Origin of the sequence: Paenibacillus yanchengensis, from assembly GCF_042684845.1 — a bacterium.
GTDB classification, from domain to species: domain Bacteria; phylum Bacillota; class Bacilli; order Paenibacillales; family Paenibacillaceae; genus Pristimantibacillus; species Pristimantibacillus yanchengensis.
Genome location: NZ_JBHUMH010000061.1, coordinates 1 through 25,289, shown reverse-complemented (window position 1 = coordinate 25,289; position 25,289 = coordinate 1). Strand labels below are relative to the sequence as shown.

Genomic DNA, 25,289 nt, shown 5'->3' with positions numbered 1-25,289 from the left:
AAATCTCCCCTTTTTAATTTACTTTCACCACTCAACTTTTATGGTGATTTATAATAAACCTAAAATTTAGGCTTATTTCAGCTCAACCTTTTACAGCACCTACTGTCAAACCAGTTATAAAGTACTTTTGAAAAAATGGATAGGCAAAAGCTACCGGAAGTACAATAACAATAGCGACAGCCATACGAGCAGACTCCTTAGGCATAGTAGCTACTAGCTCTGCATAGCTTATTCCCATGCTTGAAGCATTTTTTGCCAACGCATCCACGTTACTCATCAAGCTATTGAGCAAAGCCTGCAAGGAATACAAATTTTGGTTGTCTATATATAACATAGATTGAAACCAATCATTCCAGTAAGCAAAGCATAGAAACAATCCAATTGTTGCTAATACGGGTAATGAGATAGGCAAAACGATAGAAAAGAAAATCCGTAATTGACTTGCTCCATCAATTTCGGCCGATTCAATCAACCCATCTGGAATCGTACTTCTAAAAAAAGTTTTACATATAATAACGTTGAAAGACGAAACCGCCAAAGGTAAAATAAGTGCCCATACACTATCTTTCAGTCCCAATAAATTGGAATTAATATAATAGCTAGATACTAAACCTCCGTTAAAAACCATCGGAATAAACACTACCCAAGTAAGCAACCCTTTAAGCTTGTAATTCGATCTTGATAGCGCATATCCCATCGTAGTAGTAAGTAATACGCCTAACACCGTGCCAATTACCGTAACAAATAACGATATGCCTAGTGCTTTCAAAATCATCGCTCCCTGCTGTGCGATATAACGATAAGCATCACCAGAGAAATCAGAAGGAAAAACATGATAACCAGAGTTGCGAATAGAATCTTCACTAGAGAAAGAAATAGAAAGAACAACTAGTACTGGTACTAAGCAAACCAAAGCCAACAATATAAAATTAAGATGAAAGAAGATATTTGTAGGTTTTTTAATACGATTAAATCTTTCAAGACCAGACTGATGTTTAACTTTAATATCCTTCATATTCTCGCCCCCTGCCTACATCATCGCACTATCCGGATCTATTTTACGAACAATCCAATTAGCGGTTAAAATAGTCGCACAGCCGAGTACAGATTGCAAAAATGCAGATGCAGAAGCCATGCCTACGGTTGCTGTTTTCAACTGTTTATACACAAGTACATCAACAGTAGTTGTTACATTGAATAAGGAGTTAGAATCCCTCGGAACTTGGAAGAATAACCCAAAATCAGTATAAAAGATACGTCCTACAGATAAGATAAACATCATCACTATAACAAGTTTCATCAGAGGTAGTGTAATGTAACGCATTTGCTGCCACACGGTAGCACCATCAATTACAGCAGCCTCGTAGTACGTCTCATCCATACCAGTTATCGTTGCCAAATAGATAACCATACCGTAACCAAGACCCTTCCACATATTCATAAATATAAGGAATACTGGCCAATATTTCGGCTCCATATACCAATTAATTGGATCTGTACCGATTCCAGCGAGAAACTGATTAGCAATCCCTTTGTCAAAGCTCAAAAACGCCCAAGCTACAGCAGATACGACTACCCATGACAAGAAATATGGCAAAAACATTATCGTTTGATACACTTTTCCTGCTTTGCGACTGTGCAATTGACCGATCATCAATGCCAAAGCTACTGGTACTACAATATTTAAAATAATAAATACCGCATTGTAGCCTATCGTATTTCGAATAACGATCCAAGCATCATTCGACTTAAATAAAAATTCAAAATTTTTAAGACCAGCCCACGGGCTATTCAAAACATTATCCAAAAATCCCCCTATAATTTTAAAATCTTTGAAGGCAATTATCGTTCCAAACATAGGTAAAAAACTAAATAAGATGTACCAAATAGTAGTAGGCAATGTTAATATCGTCAGTTCGGTATCCTGTTTGCGCCACCGTGCTCGTCTGCTTCTCGTCTTCATAACAATTACCCCTTCCACACTGTAAACGCTATCATTTTATAAGTGATGGTTAGACTTATTACTTACATATTAAAAAACATCGGCTTATATTTCTAGACTATAAACATGACATTACAGTCTAAAAACTATAGGTTTTCAAAAATCAATTTATTACCTTCCGTTCCATCTCCTCCCGTTCTACTTTTTCAACACAAAAAACGTGCCTAGACTTGGGCTTCGCATAGCCGAAATCTAAACACGTTCTACTTTGGTTTAATTTGCAACGATTAAATCGTAATCATTAATTTCTGTATTCCACTCAAATATTCCTCGAACTACAACTTTTTCATCATGAATAATCGTTTGTACTAGTGCTAAATCTTCTGCTGGGAATTCTATAGATAATGCGCAACCAGCCGTAATTTGTTTCGGTGTTGGGCAGATATCGATCTCGATATCGCTGTATTCCAAAAGCATCTCCGCTCTTAGTGCCTGTTGTGTGGAATCAAATGCTATTAACATAGGATTGGTTTATCCCCACTTTCTTCCTAGAAGTGCTCACATATTTACTAGACTACCTGTGCATGGCAATGTATATATTTCGTGAAACTCCATATACTGTATATTATATACGACGTTGGAGGTAAACTATGAATCTACCTTTTTCTAAAAATCAGTTATTTCAAAAAGCTTATCAAGCAGCTGATATTCACTCGTCTTTAACGAATCAAATTACTCACTTAATCAATGGTACTCGCAAAAACTCCCAATCTCTTGTTGTCGTTTGTATCGGTTCTGATCGTTCAACTGGAGATGCATTAGGTCCATTAACTGGTACCGCTCTCCAACAATACAAAAGCTCCAATTTCAAAATATATGGTACTTTAAAAGATCCCGTACACGCTTTAAACTTAGCCGATACTATAAATGAAATTAATGATTCCTATCGTCATCCATTTATTATCGCTATAGATGCTTGTCTTGGTAAAACGACGAGTGTCGGTAACATACAAGCTAACGCTGGGCCTATATATCCTGGAGCTGGAGTCAATAAAAAACTTCCCCCCATTGGAGATGTGCATATTACCGGTATTGTTAACGTTGGCGGATTTATGGAATACATTGTTTTACAAAACACTCGTCTATTTCTAGTACAAGAAATGGCTCATATTATTAGCGCTTGCTTATATCGCTCGCTTACTACTATGACTTACCAACATCCAGCGGTAAATATAACGATTCGCTAATAACATATTAACTTTTCTAATTAGCTTGTTCCACTGCTTCTAATTCTTCAGGAGTTAATTTATAAGTAGATTGTCCTTGACTAATCGGTTTCGCATAAACAATGGAATTTTCTCTATTATGGATAGCGGATAAAACGATGCCATCTTGCTGTTCATTAATAATAGCTATTGCAAAACTTAAATTGTGTCCTGTTTCACCGAACGGATTAAAGCGGACGATTCCGACTTTGCTTTTCTGCAATGGCATTCTTTGTTGAACGGTTTGGAGTTGCTCCTCTATTTGCTGTAGTTGCGTTCCGTTCAATTGTATTTTCTCTTGTATAGCAATCACAACATTTTCTAAATCATGAACGCCTTGTCCCGCAATAAATGAATTGTATTTTGTTTTTACTTTTTTAAATTTAACGCTAATAACAATTAACCACACAAACAATATAATCCACAGTATGGATAGAATACTTATTGCTATCATTTCTGTACTCATATCTATCGTTGTTTCCATCCGCTCTCTTCCTATTCTCTTTAATATTGCTTCGCAATGTCGTGTATGGCATCGATAAAAGCGTCCACTTCTGCTTCTGTCGTATATAAGCCTATACTAGCTCGTACAGCTCCTGTCTGACCAGTACCTGCTATTTGATGAGCAAGTGGCGTGCAATGAAAACCAGCGCGAACAGCAATTTTATAATGTTGATCCAAAATAAAAGATAACTCTGAGCTATCAATATGATCCATTACTAACGAAACAATTCCTGTTCTAGGTTTTCCGAATGTAGGACCTAATAAGCTTACTTTATTTTGACGTATTAACCCTTCCATCATCCGCTGCGTTAATTGCCATTGTTGCTCTGCTATCTTTTCTACTGTATTTGCTAATACTATTTTAACCCCTGCTGCAAGCCCAGCAATCCCTGGCGTATTCGGCGTACCTGCTTCATAACGATCCGGGCGCACAAGCGGTTGAAATGGTGTCTCTGACTGACTCCCCGTCCCACCTTGCATTAATGGGGCTAGATCGATTTGCGGGCTTATATACAGCCCTCCAGTCCCCTGTGGACCTAACAGTCCTTTATGCCCTGGAAAAGCCAACATATCTATCCCTAACGCTGTTACATCTACCGGTAGTATTCCTACACTTTGCGCACCATCAACTAACAGTTTTATATTATGACGCTTTGCTAGTTCAGCAATTTGTTCAATCGGCATTATCGATCCTAGTAAATTGGAACTATGACTGACTATAATAAGTTTTGTATTACTTTGAATACTTCTTTGGATTTCGGTTACATCCAGTTCGCCCGTATAACTCGTGTTTACAAAAGTAACCGATACTTGCTGAGTTTGTTCCAATTCATATAGCGGTCTTCTTACGGAGTTATGTTCAATTGACGTTGCAATAACATGATCCCCAGATTTTATAAATCCTTTGATCGCCATATTCAGCGCCATTGTTGTATTACTAGTAAATACAATGTCATTAACGTCCTTTACATTGAACAACTTTCCAAGCTGCTTTCTTCCATCAAATAAAATCCGGCTTGCTCGAACTGCCATCGCATGACTGCCTCGACCAGGATTAGCTCCATCATCTCGTATCGCATCTGTTACTGCTGTTAACACTTCTGGTGGCTTCGGCCAAGAGGTTGCTGCGTTATCTAAATATATATACGATTTATCATTCATTTCGCATACCTTACCTTTCTTATCATTACAAAAAAACAAGGCAAATTCTAGTTTAATCTTTTCATCGTAAGATCGCAACTTAGACTTACCTTGTTTATAATTTTTCTATATCGTTTGTAATAATTCTAGCAATCTTTCCAAATCTTGCTGACTATAATATTGCAATTCAATTTTACCTTTATCTCGTTGCTGTTTTATATTCACCGTTGTTTGAAAACGATCACGCAATGTTTCTTCTATGTGTGCTATATACGGATCTTGATTTTTGCTCTTTACTTCTACTTCTTTTTTTATTGGATTAGGCTTATCTAGATTTTGAATCACATCTTCTAATTGTCGCACACTCCATGTATGCTCAATCGCCTGCTCAGCTAATTCGTTTTGAACTTTTTCATCTTTTATAGCAACTAATGCTCTTGCATGACCCATTGTTAATGTTCCACGTGAAACATTTTCCTTTATTTCATCCGGTAAGCTCAGTAACCTAATGAAGTTAGCAATATGCGATCTTGACTTACCAACCTTTAACGATAATTCTTCTTGCGTAATTTTAAATTCATCTAGTAAAGATTGATAAGCTACTGCAATTTCAATTGCATTTAAGTCTTCACGCTGTAAATTTTCAATTAAAGCAATTTCCATGACTTGTTGATCTGTAAAAGTTCTAACAACAGCATGTATCGTTTCTTTACCACAATATTTAGAAGCTCTAAATCTACGCTCACCAGCGATTATTTCGTATCCTCTTAAAACTGTTCTAACGATAATTGGTTGAATAACACCATGCTGACGAATCGATTCCGCTAATTCTTTAATAGATTCCTCATCAAAATTTTTACGAGGCTGATAAGGGTTAGGACGTAATTGATTCAGAGGTATTTCGATAATTTTATCATCATCACTAACTTCTAATGATGGTATTATTAAAGCATCTAAACCTTTACCTAGCCGCTTGCTCATACATAATCACTTCCCTCGCAAGTTCAAGATAAACTTCTGCCCCTTTTGATCTAGGATCATAAGATATAATAGCTTGACCATGAGAAGGAGCTTCACTCAAACGTACATTTCTTGGAATGATCGTTTGATATACTTTTTCTTGAAAATATTTTTTCACTTCTTCTATTACTTGAATACCCAAATTAGTTCTAGCATCTAACATCGTTAATAGTACACCTTCAATTTGCAAAGTTGTATTTAAATGCTTTTGAACTAGCCTAATTGTGTTTAACAACTGACTTAGACCTTCTAACGCATAATATTCACATTGAATGGGAATTAAAACTGAATTAGACGCAGTCAATGAATTGATTGTTAAGATACCGAGTGAAGGAGGGCAATCAATTAAAATATAATCATAATTATTTTTGATTTGTTGTAATGCACGCTTTAATCTTTGCTCACGAGATATTGTTTGAACTAGCTCTATTTCTGCTCCAGCTAACTGAATCGTTGCTGGTAACAAGTGCAAGTTTTCTATATCCGTAGCTACGATTGCTTCTTGAGGGTGTATCTCGTTTATTAACACATCATATATACAATTAGCTACATCAGCTTTATTTATTCCCAATCCACTTGTCGTATTACCTTGTGGATCAATATCCACTAACAACACTTTTCTACCCAATGTTGCCAGACAAGCAGCTAAATTAACAGAGGTTGTAGTTTTACCTACACCGCCTTTCTGATTGGAAATTGCAATTATTTTTGACAATTCTAACTCACCTCATGCTTGGATCTATTGATAGTACAGTATAAAATAAAAAGTATAATCATACGATAAATAGAATTATTTTGTGCTTCCTACTTAGACTTCTAGAGTCTAAGTAACTTAATTTAATTTTGTTAATATATACAAAGAAGTAATATACAAGTTTAAGCACAACTGGACAGAACAGACTTTTACGATTGATCCAATAATAACTTTTCAATTATTACGCATAGTAGCATAGTAGGATAAGTTAGCGTTTAGGAATTCGAATTACAATTTCATAATGATCATCATGATCTGTTTCATCTGTTTTAATAGGTAAACCTGAATCTGACACCATACTTATAGATTGCCTAATTGTATTTAGTGCCAGCCTTACATCTTTGCTAAATGATACTCGTTTCATTTTTTTTGACTTATTCACTTCTTTTAACAATGCTATTCTTGCTTCCGTTTGCTTCACGTTCAACTCTTTAGTAATAACCTCTTCCAACATTTTCAGTTGTTGTTCTTCTTGATCTAACGATAGTAAAGCACGTGCATGCCTCTCCGTTATTTTCCGCTCAATCAATGCATTTTTAACAACTTCAGGTAATGCCAATAAACGAAGTTTATTAGCAATGGTTGATTGACTTTTTCCAAGGCGCTGTGCCAAACTTTCTTGCGTTAGCTGATGCAATTCAATAAGTTTTTGATATGCAACCGCTTCTTCAACAGCAGTTAAATTCTCTCGTTGTAAGTTTTCTATTAATGCTATTGATGCTGTCTGAGAATCATTGAATTCGCGCACTATTGCAGGTATTGTAGCAAGCCCCAGTTTAGTAACGGCACGCCATCTGCGTTCACCAGCAATAATTTCATAGCGACTGTTTCGCAACCGAACAACGATAGGTTGAATTACACCATGAGTACGAATCGTTTGGCATAATTCTTCAATACGATCATCATCAAAAATTGTTCTTGGTTGAAATGGACTAGTATCAATTTCATCAATTGGAATTTGTTTGACTTCTTCAGCAGATGTTCGTTGCTCTGTAATTCCAAACAAACGAGATAGCTGTTCTTTCATTTTATAATACCACCCGATTATTTGATATATGAAGATTATATTATAGTAACTATATCAACATTGCGTTCTATCTTTAATATCTATTCTAGTTTATCATCTTCGACTCCTGCTTGACAAATAAATAGTATTATTCTAACTCATTTAGTTGAGTATGTTCCACGTGGAACACTATTTGAACCCTTATAACGGTTGTTTCAATGGTAATCCTGGTTTTCGTGGATATTTTTTAGGAGTTGACTGTAATTTTTTGATAGATACTATATAACGTTCCGATTTTTCAATTGGCAGCTGAAATTGAGCTTCATCCATTAAACGAGCTTTTAACTCTTTCATACTATTAGAAGCTTCCCTTAGCTCATCTTTTAGTTGCGCACCTTTCATAGCTACGAACATACCTTCTTTTTTTACAAATGGGAGACAAAATTCGTTTAACACATTTAAACGGGCAACTGCACGTGCAGTAACCAAATCATATTGATCACGATGTTCTGGCAATCGAGCTATATCTTCTGCCCTCCCATGAATACAGGTCACATTATCTAATTGTAATTTTTCTACTAATTCTTTTAGAAACTGAATTCTTTTGTTCAATGAATCCACAATTACAATTTTCAAATGAGGAAAACAAATTTTCAATGGTAGACTAGGAAATCCAGCACCCGATCCAATATCAGCTAACGAGTTTACATTGTTCATATCAACAAAAAAAGCAAGTGAAATAGAATCATAAAAATGTTTTTCATATACAGCAGCATGTTCTGTTATTCCAGTTAAGTTCATTACTTCATTCCACTCAACTAACATACTGTAGTAATCTTCAAATTGTTGTAATTGTTGTGCAGTTAAAGAAATTCCTTTTTCTAACAATAAAGGCACAAACCAGTTTATATTGCTAGTATTGTCGTTATTTGTCATTATTTGCTCCCCGTGCAGCAGTTACTCTATTATAGTGTTCCAAATAAACAATCAAAATAGCAATATCTGCCGGGTTTACCCCTCCAATCCGTGATGCTTGTCCAATAGAAAGCGGCCGAACTAAATTTAACTTATGTCGAGCTTCTTTGGCTAAGCCTTGTACATCTTCAAAATCAATATCACTAGGAATTTTCTTTTTTTCCATTTTGTTCATTTTTTCTACTTGTAGCATTTGTTTGTCAATATAACCAGCGTACTTAATTTGAATTTCTACTTGCTCTTTCATCTCTTCTGTTAACTGTTCCATGGAAGGTGCTAACCGTTCAATAAAACTATAATTTATTTCTGGACGTTTTAACAAAGATAGTGCGTCAACTCCAAATTCCAATGGCGTGGAATTAATCTCTTCCAAATAAGGATTAGCATCGACTACTTTGATTTTCGTCACTTTTAAACGCTCAATTTCCGCTTCTACTTTTTTCTTTTTATCCACAAACATCTGATGACGTTCTTCTGAAATCAAGCCAATGGAATATCCTAATTCCGTTAAACGTAAATCGGCATTATCATGCCGCAACAACAAGCGATATTCCGCTCTTGAAGTAAGTAACCGGTACGGGTCGTTCGTCCCTTTTGTAACTAAATCATCGATCAAAACACCGATATACCCTTGCGATCTTCCTATCACTACAGGTTCTTGCTGTTGCACTTTTCTCGCTGCATTAATGCCCGCCATAATTCCTTGAGCTGCCGCTTCTTCATACCCCGATGTGCCGTTCAACTGACCAGCAGTAAATAAGCCTGGCAATACTTTCGTCTCCAATGAAGGCCATAATTGCGTTGGTATAATAGAATCATATTCTATTGCATACCCTGCTCGCAGTATTTCAGCTTTTTCCAATCCCGGAACAGAACGTAACATTTCCAGCTGAACTTCTTCTGGCATACTTGTCGATAAACCTTGCACATAATATTCCTCTGTATGCTTACCTTCTGGTTCCAAAAAGATTTGGTGTTTCGATTTGTCAGTAAATCTAACTATTTTGTCTTCAATAGAAGGGCAGTAGCTCGTACCTACACCTTCTATTGCTCCTGTATACATCGGTGCACGATGCAAGTTATCTTGAATGATTTGATGTGTATCCGGAGACGTATATGTTAACCAGCACGGTAATTGTTCGTTCTCAGATGAATTAGTTTCGTATGAGAAAAATTTCGGCTGATCATCACCAGGTTGAATTTCTGTTTTCGAAAAATCAATCGAATGCTTACTAATTCGCATCGGTGTTCCCGTTTTAAAACGGACTAGCTCCAAACCATGTTTTTTCAAACTTTCGGCTAGCTTCACAGATGGTTGCTGATTGTTCGGACCGCTTTCATAAGCTATTTCACCCATAATAATCTTTCCACGTAAATATGTGCCTGTTGTAATAATTGTAGATGTAGCATAATATCTCGCTTCAGACTTTGTAACTACTCCTAAACACTGTCCATTTTCAACAATTAAATCCTCCACCAATCCTTGACGTAATGTCAGATTTGGTGTCGATTCTACTGTTAATTTCATTTGTTGTTGGTAAAGTACTTTGTCCGCTTGTGCACGAAGTGCATGGACCGCGGGTCCTTTTCCTGTATTTAACATTCTCATTTGGATAAATGTTTTGTCGATATTTCTACCCATTTCGCCGCCAAGTGCATCTACTTCTCGAACAGTATGTCCTTTAGCAGGACCACCAATCGATGGATTACATGGCATGTAAGCAATCATATCCAAATTCATCGTCAGCAGCAGCGTGCGACATCCCATTCTAGCGGCAGCCAGTGCTGCTTCACATCCTGCATGTCCCGCTCCTACGACAATAACATCATAATGTCCAGCATCATATCCCATCTTTCACACCCCTATTTTCCTAAACAAAATTGAGTAAATATTTGATCTATTAACGAATCGCCGGCCTGATCGCCCAGAATCTCTCCTAACGCTTCCCAGGCCATTCTAGCGTCTATTTGTATAATATCAATTGGAATCCCCACGTCAGTCGCTTCTATAGCGTCATACAGCGCTTGACGGGCCTTCTTAAGCAAACTAATGTGACGCACATTGCTAATATAGGTAAGATCGTCACTTTCTAACTGTCCATCGAAAAATAACTCACTTATTTTTTGTTCCAGCTGATCTATTCCTTCATCTGCAATCATGGAAGTTTGTACAACCATATTTTTATCAACCAATGACTGTAATTCTGCCATATCCAATTGTTGTTGCAAATCTGTTTTATTCACAATAACAATTAGAGGTCGATCAATTAACTCTTGGAGTAATATTTTATCTTCGTCATGCAACGATTCATTATAATTAATGACATACAATATTAAATCGGCATCTTTAAGCGCATCTTTCGAACGTTCCACACCAATTTTTTCTACTAAATCGCTAGTTTCTCTAATCCCAGCTGTATCCAGCAAGCGCAACGGAATACCATTAATAGTTACAACTTGCTCAATGACATCTCTCGTTGTACCAGGAATGTCGGTAACAATTGCTTTCTCATCCTGTGCCAGTGTATTCAACATCGAAGATTTGCCAACATTAGGTCGACCAACAATTGCTGTAACAATACCTTCTCTTAATATTTTTCCTTCATTCGCTGTTTTTAATAACTTCTCTATCTCCACTATCGCAGATTGACATTGATCTTTGATAAACTGAGCAGTTAACTCTTCTACATCATGCTCTGGATAATCAATATTCACTTCAATATGCGCAAGCAGTTCAATTACAGTTTGTCTTAATGCAGCTATTTTACGAGAAAGTACTCCTTCCGATTGCTTTTGGGCGATAGAAAACGCACGATCAGAACGTGAACGAATAACGTCGATGACAGCTTCTGCCTGCATCAAATCTATTCTACCATTCAAAAAAGCTCGCTTCGTAAACTCACCCGGTTCCGCAATCCGTACATCATCCATTTCCAGTATAACATCCATCACTTGCTTTACAGCAATAATACCGCCATGTGTATTTATTTCCACTACATCTTCTGCGGTAAATGATTTAGGACCTCGCATAACAGAAACTAGTACTTCATCAATAATTCTATCTGTTTTCGGTTCCACTATATGACCATAATGAATCGTATGTGATGGAGCTTCTTCCAAACTTTGTAGTGACTTGTTTTTCGCTTTAAAGAGGTGATCAGCGGCGCGAATAGCTTTCGGTCCACTAATACGTATAATAGCAATTCCTCCTTCACCTAACGCAGTTGAAATAGCTGCAATCGTATCAAAATCCATGTGGCGTGCACCCTCCTGCTTCACTAATATCTATTCTATTAACGGAAAAACAGCAATGACTGCATAGAGCCATTGCTGTAATTACGTATTATGCTACTTCTGCACAATAACAATGCGACGATTTGGTTCTTCACCTTTACTATACGTTTTAACTTTTGGATGACCTTGTAATTTAGAATGAATAACTTTTCTTTCTAACGGTGTCATTGGCTCCAAAACAACTTCTTTTTTTGTACGAAGTGCTTGTCCCGCCAGTCGTTCTGCTAAATCTTCTAACGTCTTACGGCGACGTTCACGAAAATCCTCAGCATCAAGTACGATTCGAATATGACTGTCTGAGAATCGATTGGCCACTATAACAGTAAGGTATTGCAGTGCATCTAACGTTTGTCCACGTCGCCCTATCAACATCCCCAAATCTCCACTGCCTGATATCGCCATGTACATCCCATCTCTGGTTTCTTTCCGTTCAACAGTAATATTCAAGCCCATCGCTTCTGCTACTTCGCAAATAAATCGTTCCGCTTCCTCCATTGGATCGGGGATCAATTCTAACTCTACTTTAGCTTCCTTCACACCTATCAAACCAAACAAACCTTTGGATGGCTGTTCTAAAACAGCTACTTTAACACGGTCTTCAGTTACTTGTAGTTGCGTTAATCCAGTACGAATAGCTTCTTCAATCGTCTTGCCTGATGCGATGATTTTCGTCATTTAGCAGCAACCTCCTTACCTTTGCGAGACGCAGGTCGATAGTACATAAAGTAATTTTGTACAATCGTGTATAAGTTACTATAAACCCAGTACAACGGTAATGCTGCTGGGAATGACAATGACATTACAAAAATCATAATTGGGAAAATGTTCATTATCATTGACATAGCAGCCATTTGTTGTTGCTGAGGCTGACTTTTTTGCATCATTTTCGTTTGGATGAATGATGTAGCAGCAGCTAACAACGGCAAGAAATACCACGGACTTGGTTCTCCAAGTTGTAGTCCAAGAAATTCATGTAACCGTAAGTCTTGGTTCCAATATATCGCGTTATAAAGCGCAATAAAAACAGGCATTTGCACAAACATCGGTAAACAACCTGCAAGTGGATTAACTCCGTTAGCTTGATATAGTTTCATCATTTCCATTTGCAGTTTTTCTGGATTATCTTTATACTTCTTTTGTATCTCTTGCATTTTTGGCTGAATAGCCTGCATAGCTTTTGAACTTCGATATTGCTTCAACGTAAGTGGTAATATCGCCGTTCTTACTATAATCGTTAACATTAATACGGCTAGTCCATATGAATTACCGAACCAACCCGCAAATGTATCCAGTGTCACTGCAAAATAATAGACAACATTTTTCTCCCAGAAGTTACCGTTGATTAAATCACTGGTTTCTTTCGTGCCATTAACATCCACACCACAGCCTGCCAATAATCCCATTAGCATGACTAAACCTGCTACTAGCAGTAATTTTCTTTTACTTTTCCGAGACAACATTAAATCTCCTCTCTGAGAGCCCTTGCAAAGTGATATCGCAGTTTATATTTCAAGATTGACTATAACATAATTTAGCCCTCAAGGAAACTACTCACACTAGTGGGTGGAATCATTTTTTCTTTATTAACGCTGCTCTACGCAATACATGTGCGATACTTTTCTCAAGTTCTTGATAATGCATCGTAATTGCTGGTTTTCGAACAATAATAATAATATCGATATTAGGCTGCAACTTCCCTTCATACCGACGCATAATCTCTTTTACTATTCTCCGCATTCTATTACGGACTACTGCATTACCAATCTTTTTACTTGCCGATACTCCCACACGAAACGGATCAGCAACTTTTTGATGTGACCAATAAACAACAAACTGGCCATTTGCAAAGCTTTTGCCATTTCGATATATACGACTAAAATCGGCTCTATTACGAAGACGAAGTTTTCTTTGCACGACCTTGGTTCACCCGATCCTTTGCTTAATAAAAAATAGTATCGCCAAAATAAACGTTCTTTATATAATACATATCTTCACTTTTTACTACTGCAAAGTATATGTCTTCATCGTTTTAACAAAAAAAGACCACTATCAGTGGTCCTTCCTCTAAAATATAAGGATTTTATAAATTGATACTCCTACAAAAGCTTATATTTTTTCAAGAAACCATCTGCTTCTAAAAAAGCAACTACTGCTTCTTTAATTAAGCGCTGATTACTTTTCTTCCTCTTTGACGACGAGCCGCTAATATCTTACGACCGTTTTTCGTACTCATACGTTTACGAAAACCATGATTTTTAGCTCTTTTATTCAAATTAGGCTTAAATGTTGGACCCACTTCGCTGCACCTCCCGTTTTACACAAAAATGCTTTTATAATTAAACCATTTACAACGCAAAAAGTCAATGTCTCAATCTACCGCAGTTTTATTACTACTCCAGTTTATCACTGTTCATAACTTTCTTCGCTCATTTATCATTATCCACTATAAATATCTAAATTTCTACAAAAACAGATAATAACATGTGGATAGTATTTTATAGGTCGCAAAAAAAATGTCGAACTTTTAACAATTTATAAACAATATCTTGTGTTGTAGATAACTTTTATACACAAGTTATTGAGATTGTGGATAAATATCTAAATACCGTTGAATTATCAAGGAATTTTTGCTATGATTATTATGTTTTCCTTGTGGATGACTAAATCTTCGTGTAAAGTTATTAACAACCTGTGGATAATATTGTGAACAACCTTGTCCACCGTTTATAACTTCTATGCTTGTAATTCTTTATAATGTGGATAATACTACTCTTTATTCGTGTATTCGACAATATCATTTTAAATATTAACCGGATAAACATATAAAATATTTCAATTACCCTACAATTATCTACGTCTTTTGCCAACAATTGCGCAAGACGTTTCTTCTTGTCCTCAGCAAACGATGGTTATCATTTTAAAGGAGTGACATTTTTTGGACAGTCGTACATCTGATTTATGGCAGCAAATACTTTCCATTATTCAAACAAAATTAAGCAAACCGAGTTTTGATACATGGTTTAAAGCTACTAGAGCTGCTTTTGTCAATGAATCTTTACTAGAAATTATCGCTCCCACAGCGTTTGCAGCAGAGTGGCTAGAAGGACGCTATACAAAATTAATTCGCAATACACTTTATGAATATATCGGTGAACAAATTGATATCCGGTTTACAATTGAAGAGCCGATGCCGCATGATCAAAATTTTGTTGCCCCACCAAAACAACCAATGGCAAAAATAGCACTAGATGAACCTGCCGTTCATATGTTGAATCCAAAGTATACCTTTGACACATTTGTTATCGGCGCCAATAATCGGTTTGCACATGCCGCTTCACTAGCTGTTGCGGAAGCACCCGCTAAAGCGTACAATCCATTATTTTTGTATGGAGGCGTTGGACTAGGAAAAACACACTTAATGCACGCAATAGGACATTATATTATGGAACATAATCCAAATACGAAAGTACTCTATATTTCATCCGAGAAATTTACCAATGAATTTATTAACGCCATTCGCGATAGTCAAGGGGAAAGCTTTCGTACAAAATACCGCAATATAGATGTACTTCTTATTGATGATATTCAGTTTTTAGCTGGAAAAGAACAAACGCAAGAGGAGTTTTTCCATACATTTAACGCTTTGCATGAGGAACGTAAACAAATTGTTATTTCTAGCGATCGACCACCTAAAGAAATACCCACACTAGAAGATAGACTCCGTTCACGCTTTGAATGGGGACTGATTACCGATATACAACCACCAGATTTAGAAACTCGAATAGCTATTTTACGTAAAAAAGCAAAAGCTGAAAACTTGGACATTCCTAATGAAGCGATGAACTATATCGCCAGTCAGATTGATACGAATATTCGTGAATTAGAGGGAGCTCTTATTAGAGTAGTAGCTTATTCATCGCTTATTAATGCAGATATCACTTCCCACCTTGCTGCAGAAGCGTTAAAAGACATTATTCCATCAAGTCGACCTAAAATGATAACCATTCCAGATATTCAAGCAAAAGTCGGAGAATTTTACGGGTTAAAGTTAGAAGATTTTAAAGCAAGGAAGCGAACCAAAGCGATTGCCTATCCTAGACAAATAGCTATGTATCTTTCTCGAGAACTAACTGATTTTTCTTTGCCGAAAATAGGCGAGGCTTTTGGTGGACGAGATCATACGACTGTTATTCATGCGCATGAAAAAATAAGTACACAATTGAAAGATGATGCTGAACTATATAAAATTATGCAAAATTTAATAGAAAAAATTAAAAACAATCTATAAACAAACCGTACAAGCCTATGCACACACTATACACATGTGGATAGGCTTGTCATATATAACCTTTATCCACTTATCCACATAATCACAGCCCCTACTACTACTACTAAAAATATTTAATAAATATCTACATAAATAATTCGCAGAAATTACTCATTTATCGGTATAATAGAAACTATCAGATATATTCCATACAAAGAACCAAATATTAATGAAACAGGTGAAATAATGAAATTAACGATCAATCGCAATTATTTAAATGATGCTATTCAACAAGTGAGTAAAGCTGTATCTTCCAGACCAGCAATGCCTATACTTGGAGGAATTAAAATTGACGTTACGCATCAAGTAATCGTACTTACCGCTAGTGATACAGATATATCTATTCAAAGCTTTATCCCAATAGAACAAGATCAAATGATTGTTGCTACTATTCATGAACCAGGTAACATTATTTTACCTGCCAAAGTATTTGTAGAAATGATTAAGAAATTACCAGCAGATCAAGTTAGTATAGAAGTGGAAGATCATTTTCGAACAACTATTCGTTCAGGATCAACAGAAATTCAAATGGTTGGTTTTGATCCAGAAGAATTTCCATTATTACCAGCTATCGATCAAAATGAAATTATCCAAATACCTGGAGATTTGTTAAAAACAATGATCCGTCAAACTATATTCTCGGCATCTACTAGTGAACAAACACCTGTACTAACAGGAGTATTATGGAATTTAAAAGATAATGTATTAAAATTTGTATCTACGGACCGACATCGATTAGCTAGTCGAACAGCTGCTATAACTGCTCCAGATCAATATCAATTTAATCACATCGTTATTGCAGCAAAAACATTATCAGAACTGTCTCGATTAATTCCCGATCAAAATACAATGATCGACATAGTTGTAGCAGAAAACCAAGTTTTGTTTAAAGTAGATAATATATTATTTTATACGCGTATTTTAGATGGAACTTATCCTGATACGTCAAAAATTATTCCACAAACGTATGAAACAGAGATGGTTATAGATACAAAAAGCTTACTGGAAGCTATTGATCGGGCTTATTTAATGTCTCGTGAAGAAAAAACGAATATCGTTCGATTTATGACGATCGATGAACATACAGTTGAAATTAGCTCTAGTTCGACAGAATTAGGCAAAGTAACAGAGCAACAAAAGGTTCAATCTTACAAAGGAGAACCACTAAAAATTGCTTTCAACTCTAAATATATGATCGATGTATTAAAAGTAGTCGATAGTGAACAAATTTTTATTGGTTTTTCAGGTACGATGCGCCCAATCATTATTAAGCCGTTAGATCACGACTACAACACCTATATTATATTGCCGTATCGAACGGTTAATTAATTGCTATTATACGTATAAAACAGTAAAATTTTTTTAAAAGAAGGTGTCATAACGAGTGAAACAAGTAGCCATTCACACCGAATATATTACGTTAGGTCAGTTTTTAAAGTTAGCGGATTGTATTTCAACTGGTGGTCAAGCGAAACCATTTTTGAGTGAATATTCGATTTCTATCAATGGTGAACAAGATCAGCGACGAGGTCGTAAATTGTATGTGGGTGATCAACTAGATATTGAAAATAACGGGAAATTTACCGTTGTTAAAGGATAGTGACTAGGTGCCGGGAGGTTCCAATGTGTTTTTAAATCATATACAATTGCAAAATTATCGAAACTATAATCAACTGGAACTGCCGATCAAACATCAAGTAAATGTATTTCTTGGACCGAATGCGCAAGGGAAAACCAATTTATTAGAATCGATATTTACTTTAGCGCTATCTAAATCACATCGAACGAATAAAGACAAAGAGTTGATTGGCTGGTCAGGTGATCATGCAACTATTCATGGAACGGTGCAAAAAAAGTATGGCACAGTAAAATTAGAACTTTTACTATCTTCACAAGGAAAAAAAGCGAAAATAAATAGTTTAGAGCAGCGCAAATTAAGTAATTTTGTCGGTGCTCTGAACGTTGTTATGTTTGCTCCAGAAGATTTGGAAATTGTTAAAGGTACGCCTGGTATTCGCCGTCGCTTTCTAGATATGGAGATTGGACAAGTGCAACCGGGATATCTTTATACTCTGCAACAATATGCTAAAGTGCTCATACAACGAAATAATTTTCTGAAAAGTGCTGCTCATTCGTCAGTTGATCAAGCGATGTTAATGGTGTGGAATGAACAGTTAGCTACTTATGGTGTTAAAATTATGTTAAAAAGGCAACACTTTATAAAAAAACTAAAAAACTATGCCAAAGAGATACATGCAGGTATAACAAATCATGCAGAACAGTTAGATATTTACTATCGTCCATCCTTCGATGTGGAGCTAGATGTAGAAGAAACTGTTTTATTTCAGCATTTTATGATAAAGTTATCACAGGTGAAAGATGGGGAATTTCGGAGAGGCGTTACTCTTGTTGGTCCACATCGAGATGATTTGAGTTTCTTTATTAATGACAAAGAAGCACAAATATTCGGATCACAAGGTCAGCAGCGGACGACTGCATTATCTATTAAATTAGCCGAAATTGAATTGATTCGCGAAGAGATTGGTGAATATCCAATTTTATTATTAGATGATGTATTATCTGAGCTGGATCACAATCGCCAAACACAACTTATAGAAACTTTTCAAGATAAAGTACAAACATTCATTACAACTACAAGTTTGGAAAGTGTACAACTAGGTAGTTTAAAAGATTTAGGTGTATATCATGTAATGGATGGTAAAGTAAGTTCTTAAGTGTGCTAAATGAAAGGCGGAAAAAGCGATGTACATTCATTTAGGCGGAGAAAAAATTGTACGTGTTAGAGAGCTTGTTGCTATATTTGATATATCTATTGAACAATCATCGAAATTGACCAAACAATTTATTACTAGTGCGAAAAAACGAAAAGATGTAGAAATAATTGGAGATGACGAAGCTAAATCGATCGTTGTTACAGAAAATGTAATATATTATTCTCCTATATCTTCTACAACTCTCAAAAAAAGAGCACACCAGTTTGGAACAAGCAACTAACCGTAAGCTAGTAATTAGGAAAAGCAGTTGAGAGGAGTAGTGAACTTGCATGTCTTTAGAACAGCAAATGTATGACGAGAGTCAGATACAAGTACTAGAAGGTCTTGAGGCAGTCCGTAAACGACCGGGTATGTATATTGGATCGACTAGCGTAAAGGGCCTTCATCATCTAGTATGGGAGGTTGTCGATAACAGTATAGACGAAGCACTTGCCGGATATTGTGACAAAATCGAGATCATTATTCATGACAATTATAGTGTTACGGTTATAGATAATGGACGAGGCATCCCTGTTGGTGAAAATACGAAGTTGAAAATATCCACGCTAGAAGTCGTCATGACTGTTCTTCATGCAGGAGGAAAGTTTGGCGGAGATGGGTACAAAGTTTCGGGTGGTTTGCACGGAGTAGGGGTATCAGTAGTTAATGCTTTGTCAGAGTTGGTAGTCGTTGAAGTGAAGCGTGATGGAAATGTATACCAACAAGAGTATCGACGCGGTGCACCACAATATCCAATAAAAATTGTTGGACAAACAGAGGAAACCGGAACAAAAGTAACATTTACTCCTGATGAAGAAATTTTTACAGAAACAAGAGAATTTGAGTATGAACTTTTGCAATCTCGTATTCGAGAATTAGCCTTTTTGAATAAAGGTATCGAATTAGTGCTAACAGATGAACGAGATGGTGTAAGTAATACTTTTAAATATGAGGGTGGAATTAAAGAGTTTGTTGCATATTTGAATCGTAATCGTGAAGCACTTCATGAAGAACCAGTTTATGTAGAAGGTATGAAAGATACTGTTCAAGTGGAAGTGGCACTACAGTATAACGATAGCTATACAGAAAATATTTATTCTTTCGCCAATAATATTAATACACATGAAGGCGGAACGCATGAATCTGGATTTAAAAGTGCGCTCACTAGAATTGTGAATGATTACGCACGTAAAAATAATTTACTGAAAGAAAATGATACTAATTTTTCAGGGGATGATGTTCGTGAAGGCTTGTCTGCTATCATCTCTGTAAAAATACCAAATCCGCAATTTGAAGGTCAAACGAAAACTAAGCTTGGTAACAGTGAAGTGCGCGGTATAGTAGAGTCTTTCTTTGGTGAAAAATTGATGCAATTTTTAGAAGAGCACCCTGCTGTATCAAGAAAAATTGTAGAAAAAGGTTTACAGGCTGCTAGAGCAAGAGAAGCTGCCCGCAAAGCACGTGAGCTTACAAGAAGAAAAACTGCACTTGAAGTAGGTTCATTGCCAGGAAAATTGGCAGACTGTTCTTCGCGCGATGCAACGATTAGTGAATTGTATATCGTCGAAGGGGATTCCGCAGGTGGATCGGCAAAGCAAGGACGAGATCGTCACTTTCAAGCGATATTGCCACTACGTGGAAAAATTTTGAACGTAGAAAAAGCTCGTTTGGATCGAATTCTTAACAGTGCAGAAATTAGAGCTATTATTACCGCGTTAGGAACTGGGATTAGCGAAGATTTTGATATTACAAAAGCAAGATATCATAAAGTCATTATTATGACGGATGCCGATGTTGATGGAGCGCATATTCGAACGTTACTGTTAACATTCTTTTATCGTTATATGCGAGAAATTGTGGAAGCAGGCTATATCTATATTGCGCAGCCGCCACTGTTTTTGATTGAACGAAATAAAGTAGCTCGTTATGCTCAAACCGAAAAAGAACGTGATGAAATTATAAAAAATGAATTCGGTGAAGGAACAAAGGTGAAAATTCAACGTTATAAAGGTCTTGGAGAAATGGATGCTATTCAACTTTGGGATACAACGATGAATCCAGATTCAAGAACGATGCTACAAGTGACGATTGAAGATGCAATGGAAGCAGACGTAATTTTTGATACGCTGATGGGTGATAATGTAGAGCCACGTCGTGATTTTATCCAAAAGTTTGCGAAATATGTCACAAACTTGGATGTTTAAATTACGCAAGCATAGGTAGCTAGGAGGTAAAGCATGGAAGAGGAACGACGTATTTCAGTAAAAGATCGTGATATTGGAACAGAGATGCGCACATCATTTTTAGACTACGCCATGAGTATTATAGTAAGTCGTGCGCTACCTGATGTTAGAGATGGACTAAAACCAGTGCATCGCCGGATTTTATTTGCAATGTCAGAGCTAGGAATGTCTCCTGACAAACCGCATAAAAAATCAGCGAGAATTGTTGGAGAAGTTATCGGTAAGTATCATCCGCATGGTGACTCTGCTGTTTATGAATCTATGGTAAGAATGGCGCAAGATTTTTCTATGCGCTATATGCTTGTAGATGGGCATGGAAACTTTGGTTCAATCGATGGTGATATGGCGGCAGCAATGCGTTATACGGAAGCTAAGTTGTCCAAAATTGCAATGGAATTGTTGCGTGATATCAATAAAGAAACGATAGATTATATACCAAACTATGACGGGGAAGAACATGAGCCAGTTGTGCTTCCAGCTAGATATCCCAACTTACTTGTAAATGGTGTTACGGGTATTGCTGTTGGTATGGCTACTAATATTCCACCTCATAATTTGAATGAAGTTATTGATGGAGTACAGGCTCTGATTCGTTATCCGGAAATAACACCAGTTGAATTAATGGATTATATCCATGGGCCAGACTTCCCTACAGCTGGATATGTAATGGGACGAAATGGTATCAGGCAAGCGTATTTGACTGGTCGCGGATCGGTTACAATGCGCGCAAAAGCAAATATTGAAGATGAACAAGGAAAAGCGAAGATTATTGTCACAGAACTTCCTTACCAAGTAAATAAAGCTCGTCTTATTGAAAAAATTGCTGAACTTGTTCGTGAGAAGAAAATCGAAGGCATTACGGATTTGCGTGATGAGTCCGACCGTAATGGTATGCGAATCGTCATTGAGTTACGCCGTGATGTTAATCCTAGCGTTATATTGAATAATTTGTACAAGCAAACACAGCTTCAATCTAATTTTGGTATTAATATGTTGGCACTCGTAAACGGGGAACCAAGAACACTAAACCTTCGTGACATGTTGTACTATTATTTGGAGCACCAGGTAGAAGTTATTCGTAGACGTACAGAGTTTGACTTGAAAAAAGCCCAAGCTCGTGCTCATATTTTGGAAGGTTTGCGAATTGCACTAGATCACTTGGATGAAGTTATTGCATTGATTCGTAGTTCTGCGACAGCAGACATTGCGAGACAACAATTAATAACGAGATTTGAGTTAAGTGAAGAGCAAGCCCAAGCTATCCTTGATATGCGTCTACAACGATTAACTGGTTTGGAACGTGACAAGATTGAGGCTGAATATAATGAATTATTACAAAAGATCGCAGAGTACACTGAAATTTTGGCCAACGAAGCATTGGTACTAGAAATTATTAGTACAGAGCTAGAAGAATTAAGAAGCCGTTTTGGTGATGAGCGTCGTACTGAAATTACTGCTAGCGATGAAGAAATTTTGGACGAAGACTTAATTCCGCGAGAAGATGTTATCATTTCAATTACCCATTCTGGTTACATTAAACGATTGCCAGTTACTACTTATCGTAGTCAAAAAAGAGGCGGTCGTGGTGTAGTTGGTATGGATACGCGGCAGGATGACTTCGTAGAACATTTATTTGTAACGAATACGCATCATTTCTTATTATTCTTTACGAATAAAGGAAAAGTGTATCGACTAAAAGCTTATGAGATTCCAGATTTGAGCCGTACAGCAAGAGGTACGCCGATCATTAACTTGATACAGATCGAACAAGGTGAGATGGTAAATGCAGTTATTCCGGTAACAGAATTTGCTGCTGATCAATATTTATTTTTTGCAACTCAGCAAGGAGTCGTAAAGAAAACACCTCTGGATGACTATATTAATATTCGTAAAGTAGGCTTAATCGCCATTACGCTACGTGAAGATGATGACTTGATTAGCGTCAAGCTTACAGATGGCAATCAAGAAATCATTATGGGAACAGCGAATGGTATGTCTATTCGATTCTCTGAACATGACGTAAGGTCAATGGGACGAAACGCTACTGGTGTAAAAGGTATCAATCTCGATCAAGAAGATCGTGTTATTGATATGGATATAGTAGTAGAAGATAAAGAAGTGCTTATCGTTACATCGAATGGATATGGAAAACGTACGCCAATGAGCGAGTATCGCTTGCAAAATCGTGGCGGTAAAGGAATTAAAACGTTGAATGTGACGGATAAAAATGGCTGTATCGTTGCACTTAAAGTAGTGGAAAATGATGAGGATTTAATGATCATGACTGCTCTTGGTACAATGATCCGAACAAGTATGGATGGCATCTCTACGATGGGGCGTAATACGCAAGGAGTTAGATTAATTCATACACGTGAAGATGATACAGTCGCAACGGTAACACGAGTAGCAAAGAGTGCCGAGACAGATGATGAAGAATATGATGACGATCAAGAAGTAGAAGTAACTGGAGTAGATCCTAGCAACGAGCAAGACAACAGTCAGCCAACGGAGGAATAAGGGGAGGACTAATGTGGGTAATGTCTTACTAACTCAACTACAGTTGGGAGACAAAATACAGGAAGATGTTGTAACTCCATTAGGCGGCATTTTAATGCGCAGAGGAGATACTATAACAGAACGAACTGTGGAAATATTGCAAGCATTTCTCATTGCTAGTGTAGCGATTGAAGATGGTACGGAGCCGATAGAGGAAAACAAAAACTTTATTGGGCTTAGTGATACACCAAGAGCTAGTATGGAACAGCAACCTAAGCAACAATTACAAGTTGCCTATAAACAGATGTTTCAATTACTGAAAAAGCTGTATCAATCCTATACTGTTGACCAGCCATTTCCATTGCTGGATGTCCGAGTACAACTAAATCAATTGCTACAACATATTACAACCTATAATGTACTCACATTTGTACCGGATCACTATACCGAGCAAGATTACTATATTCATAATAATGTTTGTTCAGCACTTACAGCATATAAACTTGCACAGTGGTCTGATATGAAACAACAAGAATGGATGCAAATTGCTCTTGCCGGGTTATTAAAAGATATTGGCTATGTGAAAGTTGATCGAAATATATTAGTAAAGCCGGAAACACTAACGGACGAAGAGTTAGAAGAAGTACATCAGCATACGGTTAAAGGATATCAACTTCTAAAAAACATAGCTGCACTTAATGAAGGTGCTAAGTTAGCTAGCTTACAACATCATGAGCGAGCAGATGGAACTGGCTATCCGTTAGGAATTCATGATAAAAACATTCACCAGTATGCAAAAATTATAAGTATAGTAGATACGTATCACGCTATGACTTTAAGAAATACTTACCGTCATGCCATTTCACCATATTTGGTACTAGAAAAATTGCACCGTGAAGCATTTGGTAAACTAGATCCTTACCTTGTAACATTGTTTATTGAAAAAGCTACACAATTTCATAGTGGCAAAGTAGTAAGGCTCAGTGATAATCGGGTTGGCATGATTATATTTTCTGATCGCCAACAACCGACTAGACCTTGGGTAAACGTAGATGGGCAGATCATTAACTTAATTAATGAACGAAATCTCTATATAAAAGAAATAATAGATGTAAAGTAGTTTAAACGTATATATGAGTAGCTAGATAAGAGTATCCTTACTTATACTAGTGAAAGTATGTACGTTTTTTTAATAAAAAGAATTCAAACAAATAGCTTGACCTATATATTTGTATATGGTATATTATATTTCCGGCCCAGTAATGAGCTGGAAACGAAAAAAAGAATTTTAAAAAACAGTTGCTTTTAGTTTAGCAACATGGTATAGTAATAAACGTTGCGAAAAAAATAATTCGTTTTTGCAACAAGCTAAAATACAAAGTATTTGTTCTTTGAAAACTGAACAACGAGTGAAGTAATACAAAAGCAAGTCAGCAAGAAATGAGCTACAAACTTTTATTGGAGAGTTTGATCCTGGCTCAGGACGAACGCTGGCGGCGTGCCTAATACATGCAAGTCGAGCGGGGTTTAGAAGAAAGCTTGCTTTCTT

Annotated in this window: 24 protein-coding genes and 1 rRNA gene; 10 read left to right on the top strand and 15 right to left on the bottom strand. The window is 36.7% G+C overall.

Annotated features, from left to right (window positions below):
* Nucleotides 1-82: 82 nt before the first annotated feature.
* The 3 genes from ACFSTH_RS17715 to ACFSTH_RS17705 form a co-directional block, all read right to left on the bottom strand.
* Complete coding sequence (locus tag ACFSTH_RS17715) at nucleotides 83-1,015, bottom strand: carbohydrate ABC transporter permease (protein ID WP_377774563.1); 933 nt, start codon at nucleotides 1,013-1,015, stop codon at nucleotides 83-85.
* Between the two features lie 15 nt (nucleotides 1,016-1,030).
* Nucleotides 1,031-1,963: an ABC transporter permease gene (locus tag ACFSTH_RS17710; protein ID WP_377774561.1), complete on the bottom strand. Its 933-nt coding sequence runs from the start codon at nucleotides 1,961-1,963 to the stop codon at nucleotides 1,031-1,033.
* Nucleotides 1,964-2,215: 252 nt separating this feature from the next.
* Nucleotides 2,216-2,464 carry a DUF3343 domain-containing protein gene (locus ACFSTH_RS17705; RefSeq protein WP_377774559.1) on the bottom strand — a complete coding sequence of 83 codons (249 nt, stop codon included), beginning with the start codon at nucleotides 2,462-2,464 and terminating at the stop codon, nucleotides 2,216-2,218.
* A 128-nt stretch (nucleotides 2,465-2,592) separates the two neighbouring features.
* Here ACFSTH_RS17705 and yyaC point away from each other — a divergent pair, with 128 nt between their 5' ends.
* On the top strand, nucleotides 2,593-3,189 hold the full coding sequence (gene yyaC, locus ACFSTH_RS17700; RefSeq protein ID WP_377774557.1) for a spore protease YyaC: 597 nt from the start codon (nucleotides 2,593-2,595) through the stop codon (nucleotides 3,187-3,189).
* A gap of 16 nt (nucleotides 3,190-3,205) precedes the next feature.
* Here the strand turns inward: yyaC and ACFSTH_RS17695 are convergent, their stop codons facing one another.
* The 12 genes from ACFSTH_RS17695 to rpmH form a co-directional block, all read right to left on the bottom strand.
* On the bottom strand, nucleotides 3,206-3,691 hold the full coding sequence (locus tag ACFSTH_RS17695) for a DUF4446 family protein (protein ID WP_377774555.1): 486 nt from the start codon (nucleotides 3,689-3,691) through the stop codon (nucleotides 3,206-3,208).
* A 20-nt stretch (nucleotides 3,692-3,711) separates the two neighbouring features.
* Nucleotides 3,712-4,872, bottom strand: coding sequence for an aminotransferase class V-fold PLP-dependent enzyme (locus tag ACFSTH_RS17690; RefSeq protein WP_377774553.1), 1,161 nt, complete (start codon nucleotides 4,870-4,872; stop codon nucleotides 3,712-3,714).
* 105 nt (nucleotides 4,873-4,977) lie between these two features.
* A complete protein-coding gene (locus ACFSTH_RS17685) occupies nucleotides 4,978-5,832 on the bottom strand; it encodes a ParB/RepB/Spo0J family partition protein (RefSeq protein ID WP_377774551.1) in 855 nt (284 codons plus the stop codon).
* A complete protein-coding gene (locus ACFSTH_RS17680; protein ID WP_377774549.1) occupies nucleotides 5,813-6,586 on the bottom strand; it encodes a ParA family protein in 774 nt (257 codons plus the stop codon). Before ACFSTH_RS17680 ends, ACFSTH_RS17685 begins: the two co-directional genes overlap by 20 nt.
* A 247-nt stretch (nucleotides 6,587-6,833) precedes the next feature.
* Nucleotides 6,834-7,652 (bottom strand): nucleoid occlusion protein, encoded by an 819-nt coding sequence (gene noc, locus ACFSTH_RS17675; protein ID WP_377774547.1) that lies wholly within the window; start codon nucleotides 7,650-7,652, stop codon nucleotides 6,834-6,836.
* Nucleotides 7,653-7,832: 180 nt separating this feature from the next.
* Nucleotides 7,833-8,567 (bottom strand): 16S rRNA (guanine(527)-N(7))-methyltransferase RsmG, encoded by a 735-nt coding sequence (rsmG, locus tag ACFSTH_RS17670; RefSeq protein WP_377774545.1) that lies wholly within the window; start codon nucleotides 8,565-8,567, stop codon nucleotides 7,833-7,835.
* The gene (mnmG, locus tag ACFSTH_RS17665; RefSeq protein ID WP_377774543.1) at nucleotides 8,557-10,458 is read right to left on the bottom strand and encodes a tRNA uridine-5-carboxymethylaminomethyl(34) synthesis enzyme MnmG; all 1,902 of its coding nucleotides are present in this window, start codon (nucleotides 10,456-10,458) and stop codon (nucleotides 8,557-8,559) included. Before mnmG ends, rsmG begins: the two co-directional genes overlap by 11 nt.
* A gap of 11 nt (nucleotides 10,459-10,469) precedes the next feature.
* A complete protein-coding gene (gene mnmE / locus ACFSTH_RS17660) occupies nucleotides 10,470-11,861 on the bottom strand; it encodes a tRNA uridine-5-carboxymethylaminomethyl(34) synthesis GTPase MnmE (protein ID WP_377774541.1) in 1,392 nt (463 codons plus the stop codon).
* A 93-nt stretch (nucleotides 11,862-11,954) separates the two neighbouring features.
* Nucleotides 11,955-12,575, bottom strand: a complete 621-nt coding sequence (gene jag, locus ACFSTH_RS17655) for an RNA-binding cell elongation regulator Jag/EloR (protein WP_377774539.1) — start codon at nucleotides 12,573-12,575, stop codon at nucleotides 11,955-11,957.
* Complete coding sequence (locus tag ACFSTH_RS17650; RefSeq protein ID WP_377774537.1) at nucleotides 12,572-13,360, bottom strand: YidC/Oxa1 family membrane protein insertase; 789 nt, start codon at nucleotides 13,358-13,360, stop codon at nucleotides 12,572-12,574. Before ACFSTH_RS17650 ends, jag begins: the two co-directional genes overlap by 4 nt.
* Nucleotides 13,361-13,469: 109 nt before the next feature.
* Entirely contained in the window at nucleotides 13,470-13,814 is a 345-nt protein-coding gene (gene rnpA / locus ACFSTH_RS17645) for a ribonuclease P protein component (protein ID WP_377774535.1), read from the bottom strand.
* A gap of 247 nt (nucleotides 13,815-14,061) precedes the next feature.
* Nucleotides 14,062-14,196 (bottom strand): 50S ribosomal protein L34, encoded by a 135-nt coding sequence (gene rpmH, locus ACFSTH_RS17640; protein WP_377774533.1) that lies wholly within the window; start codon nucleotides 14,194-14,196, stop codon nucleotides 14,062-14,064.
* A gap of 639 nt (nucleotides 14,197-14,835) precedes the next feature.
* On the opposite strand from rpmH, the gene dnaA reads away from it, so the two are divergent.
* From dnaA to ACFSTH_RS17595, 9 genes are all read left to right on the top strand, one after another.
* Nucleotides 14,836-16,188 carry a chromosomal replication initiator protein DnaA gene (dnaA, locus tag ACFSTH_RS17635; protein WP_377774531.1) on the top strand — a complete coding sequence of 451 codons (1,353 nt, stop codon included), beginning with the start codon at nucleotides 14,836-14,838 and terminating at the stop codon, nucleotides 16,186-16,188.
* Between the two features lie 225 nt (nucleotides 16,189-16,413).
* Nucleotides 16,414-17,556 carry a DNA polymerase III subunit beta gene (gene dnaN, locus ACFSTH_RS17630; protein ID WP_377774529.1) on the top strand — a complete coding sequence of 381 codons (1,143 nt, stop codon included), beginning with the start codon at nucleotides 16,414-16,416 and terminating at the stop codon, nucleotides 17,554-17,556.
* Nucleotides 17,557-17,611: 55 nt separating this feature from the next.
* Nucleotides 17,612-17,827, top strand: a complete 216-nt coding sequence (gene yaaA, locus ACFSTH_RS17625) for a S4 domain-containing protein YaaA (protein ID WP_377774527.1) — start codon at nucleotides 17,612-17,614, stop codon at nucleotides 17,825-17,827.
* Nucleotides 17,828-17,852: 25 nt separating this feature from the next.
* On the top strand, nucleotides 17,853-18,962 hold the full coding sequence (gene recF / locus ACFSTH_RS17620) for a DNA replication/repair protein RecF (protein ID WP_377774525.1): 1,110 nt from the start codon (nucleotides 17,853-17,855) through the stop codon (nucleotides 18,960-18,962).
* Nucleotides 18,963-18,990: 28 nt separating this feature from the next.
* Entirely contained in the window at nucleotides 18,991-19,242 is a 252-nt protein-coding gene (gene remB / locus ACFSTH_RS17615) for an extracellular matrix regulator RemB (RefSeq protein ID WP_377774523.1), read from the top strand.
* Nucleotides 19,243-19,291: 49 nt separating this feature from the next.
* Nucleotides 19,292-21,205, top strand: coding sequence for a DNA topoisomerase (ATP-hydrolyzing) subunit B (gene gyrB / locus ACFSTH_RS17610; RefSeq protein WP_377774521.1), 1,914 nt, complete (start codon nucleotides 19,292-19,294; stop codon nucleotides 21,203-21,205).
* Between the two features lie 33 nt (nucleotides 21,206-21,238).
* On the top strand, nucleotides 21,239-23,761 hold the full coding sequence (gene gyrA / locus ACFSTH_RS17605; RefSeq protein WP_377774519.1) for a DNA gyrase subunit A: 2,523 nt from the start codon (nucleotides 21,239-21,241) through the stop codon (nucleotides 23,759-23,761).
* A gap of 13 nt (nucleotides 23,762-23,774) precedes the next feature.
* Nucleotides 23,775-24,860, top strand: a complete 1,086-nt coding sequence (locus tag ACFSTH_RS17600; protein WP_377774517.1) for an HD-GYP domain-containing protein — start codon at nucleotides 23,775-23,777, stop codon at nucleotides 24,858-24,860.
* A gap of 335 nt (nucleotides 24,861-25,195) precedes the next feature.
* Nucleotides 25,196-25,289: ribosomal RNA gene (locus ACFSTH_RS17595) — 16S ribosomal RNA — on the top strand; the annotation flags it as partial.

Excerpts from the sequence above, each read along its gene's own strand:
- ACFSTH_RS17715 (WP_377774563.1), bottom strand. The coding sequence starts at position 1,015 with ATGAAGGATATTAAAGTTAAACATCAGTCTGGTCTTGAAAGATTTAAT.
- yyaC (WP_377774557.1), top strand. The coding sequence starts at position 2,593 with ATGAATCTACCTTTTTCTAAAAATCAGTTATTTCAAAAAGCTTATCAA.
- ACFSTH_RS17685 (WP_377774551.1), bottom strand. The coding sequence starts at position 5,832 with ATGAGCAAGCGGCTAGGTAAAGGTTTAGATGCTTTAATAATACCATCA.
- ACFSTH_RS17690 (WP_377774553.1), bottom strand. The coding sequence starts at position 4,872 with ATGAATGATAAATCGTATATATATTTAGATAACGCAGCAACCTCTTGG.
- mnmG (WP_377774543.1), bottom strand. The coding sequence starts at position 10,458 with ATGGGATATGATGCTGGACATTATGATGTTATTGTCGTAGGAGCGGGA.
- noc (WP_377774547.1), bottom strand. The coding sequence starts at position 7,652 with ATGAAAGAACAGCTATCTCGTTTGTTTGGAATTACAGAGCAACGAACA.
- remB (WP_377774523.1), top strand. The coding sequence starts at position 18,991 with ATGTACATTCATTTAGGCGGAGAAAAAATTGTACGTGTTAGAGAGCTT.
- jag (WP_377774539.1), bottom strand. The coding sequence starts at position 12,575 with ATGACGAAAATCATCGCATCAGGCAAGACGATTGAAGAAGCTATTCGT.
- rsmG (WP_377774545.1), bottom strand. The coding sequence starts at position 8,567 with ATGACAAATAACGACAATACTAGCAATATAAACTGGTTTGTGCCTTTA.
- dnaN (WP_377774529.1), top strand. The coding sequence starts at position 16,414 with ATGAAATTAACGATCAATCGCAATTATTTAAATGATGCTATTCAACAA.
- ACFSTH_RS17710 (WP_377774561.1), bottom strand. The coding sequence starts at position 1,963 with ATGAAGACGAGAAGCAGACGAGCACGGTGGCGCAAACAGGATACCGAA.
- gyrA (WP_377774519.1), top strand. The coding sequence starts at position 21,239 with ATGGAAGAGGAACGACGTATTTCAGTAAAAGATCGTGATATTGGAACA.
- ACFSTH_RS17695 (WP_377774555.1), bottom strand. The coding sequence starts at position 3,691 with ATGGAAACAACGATAGATATGAGTACAGAAATGATAGCAATAAGTATT.
- mnmE (WP_377774541.1), bottom strand. The coding sequence starts at position 11,861 with ATGGATTTTGATACGATTGCAGCTATTTCAACTGCGTTAGGTGAAGGA.
- gyrB (WP_377774521.1), top strand. The coding sequence starts at position 19,292 with ATGTCTTTAGAACAGCAAATGTATGACGAGAGTCAGATACAAGTACTA.
- ACFSTH_RS17705 (WP_377774559.1), bottom strand. The coding sequence starts at position 2,464 with ATGTTAATAGCATTTGATTCCACACAACAGGCACTAAGAGCGGAGATG.
- ACFSTH_RS17650 (WP_377774537.1), bottom strand. The coding sequence starts at position 13,360 with ATGTTGTCTCGGAAAAGTAAAAGAAAATTACTGCTAGTAGCAGGTTTA.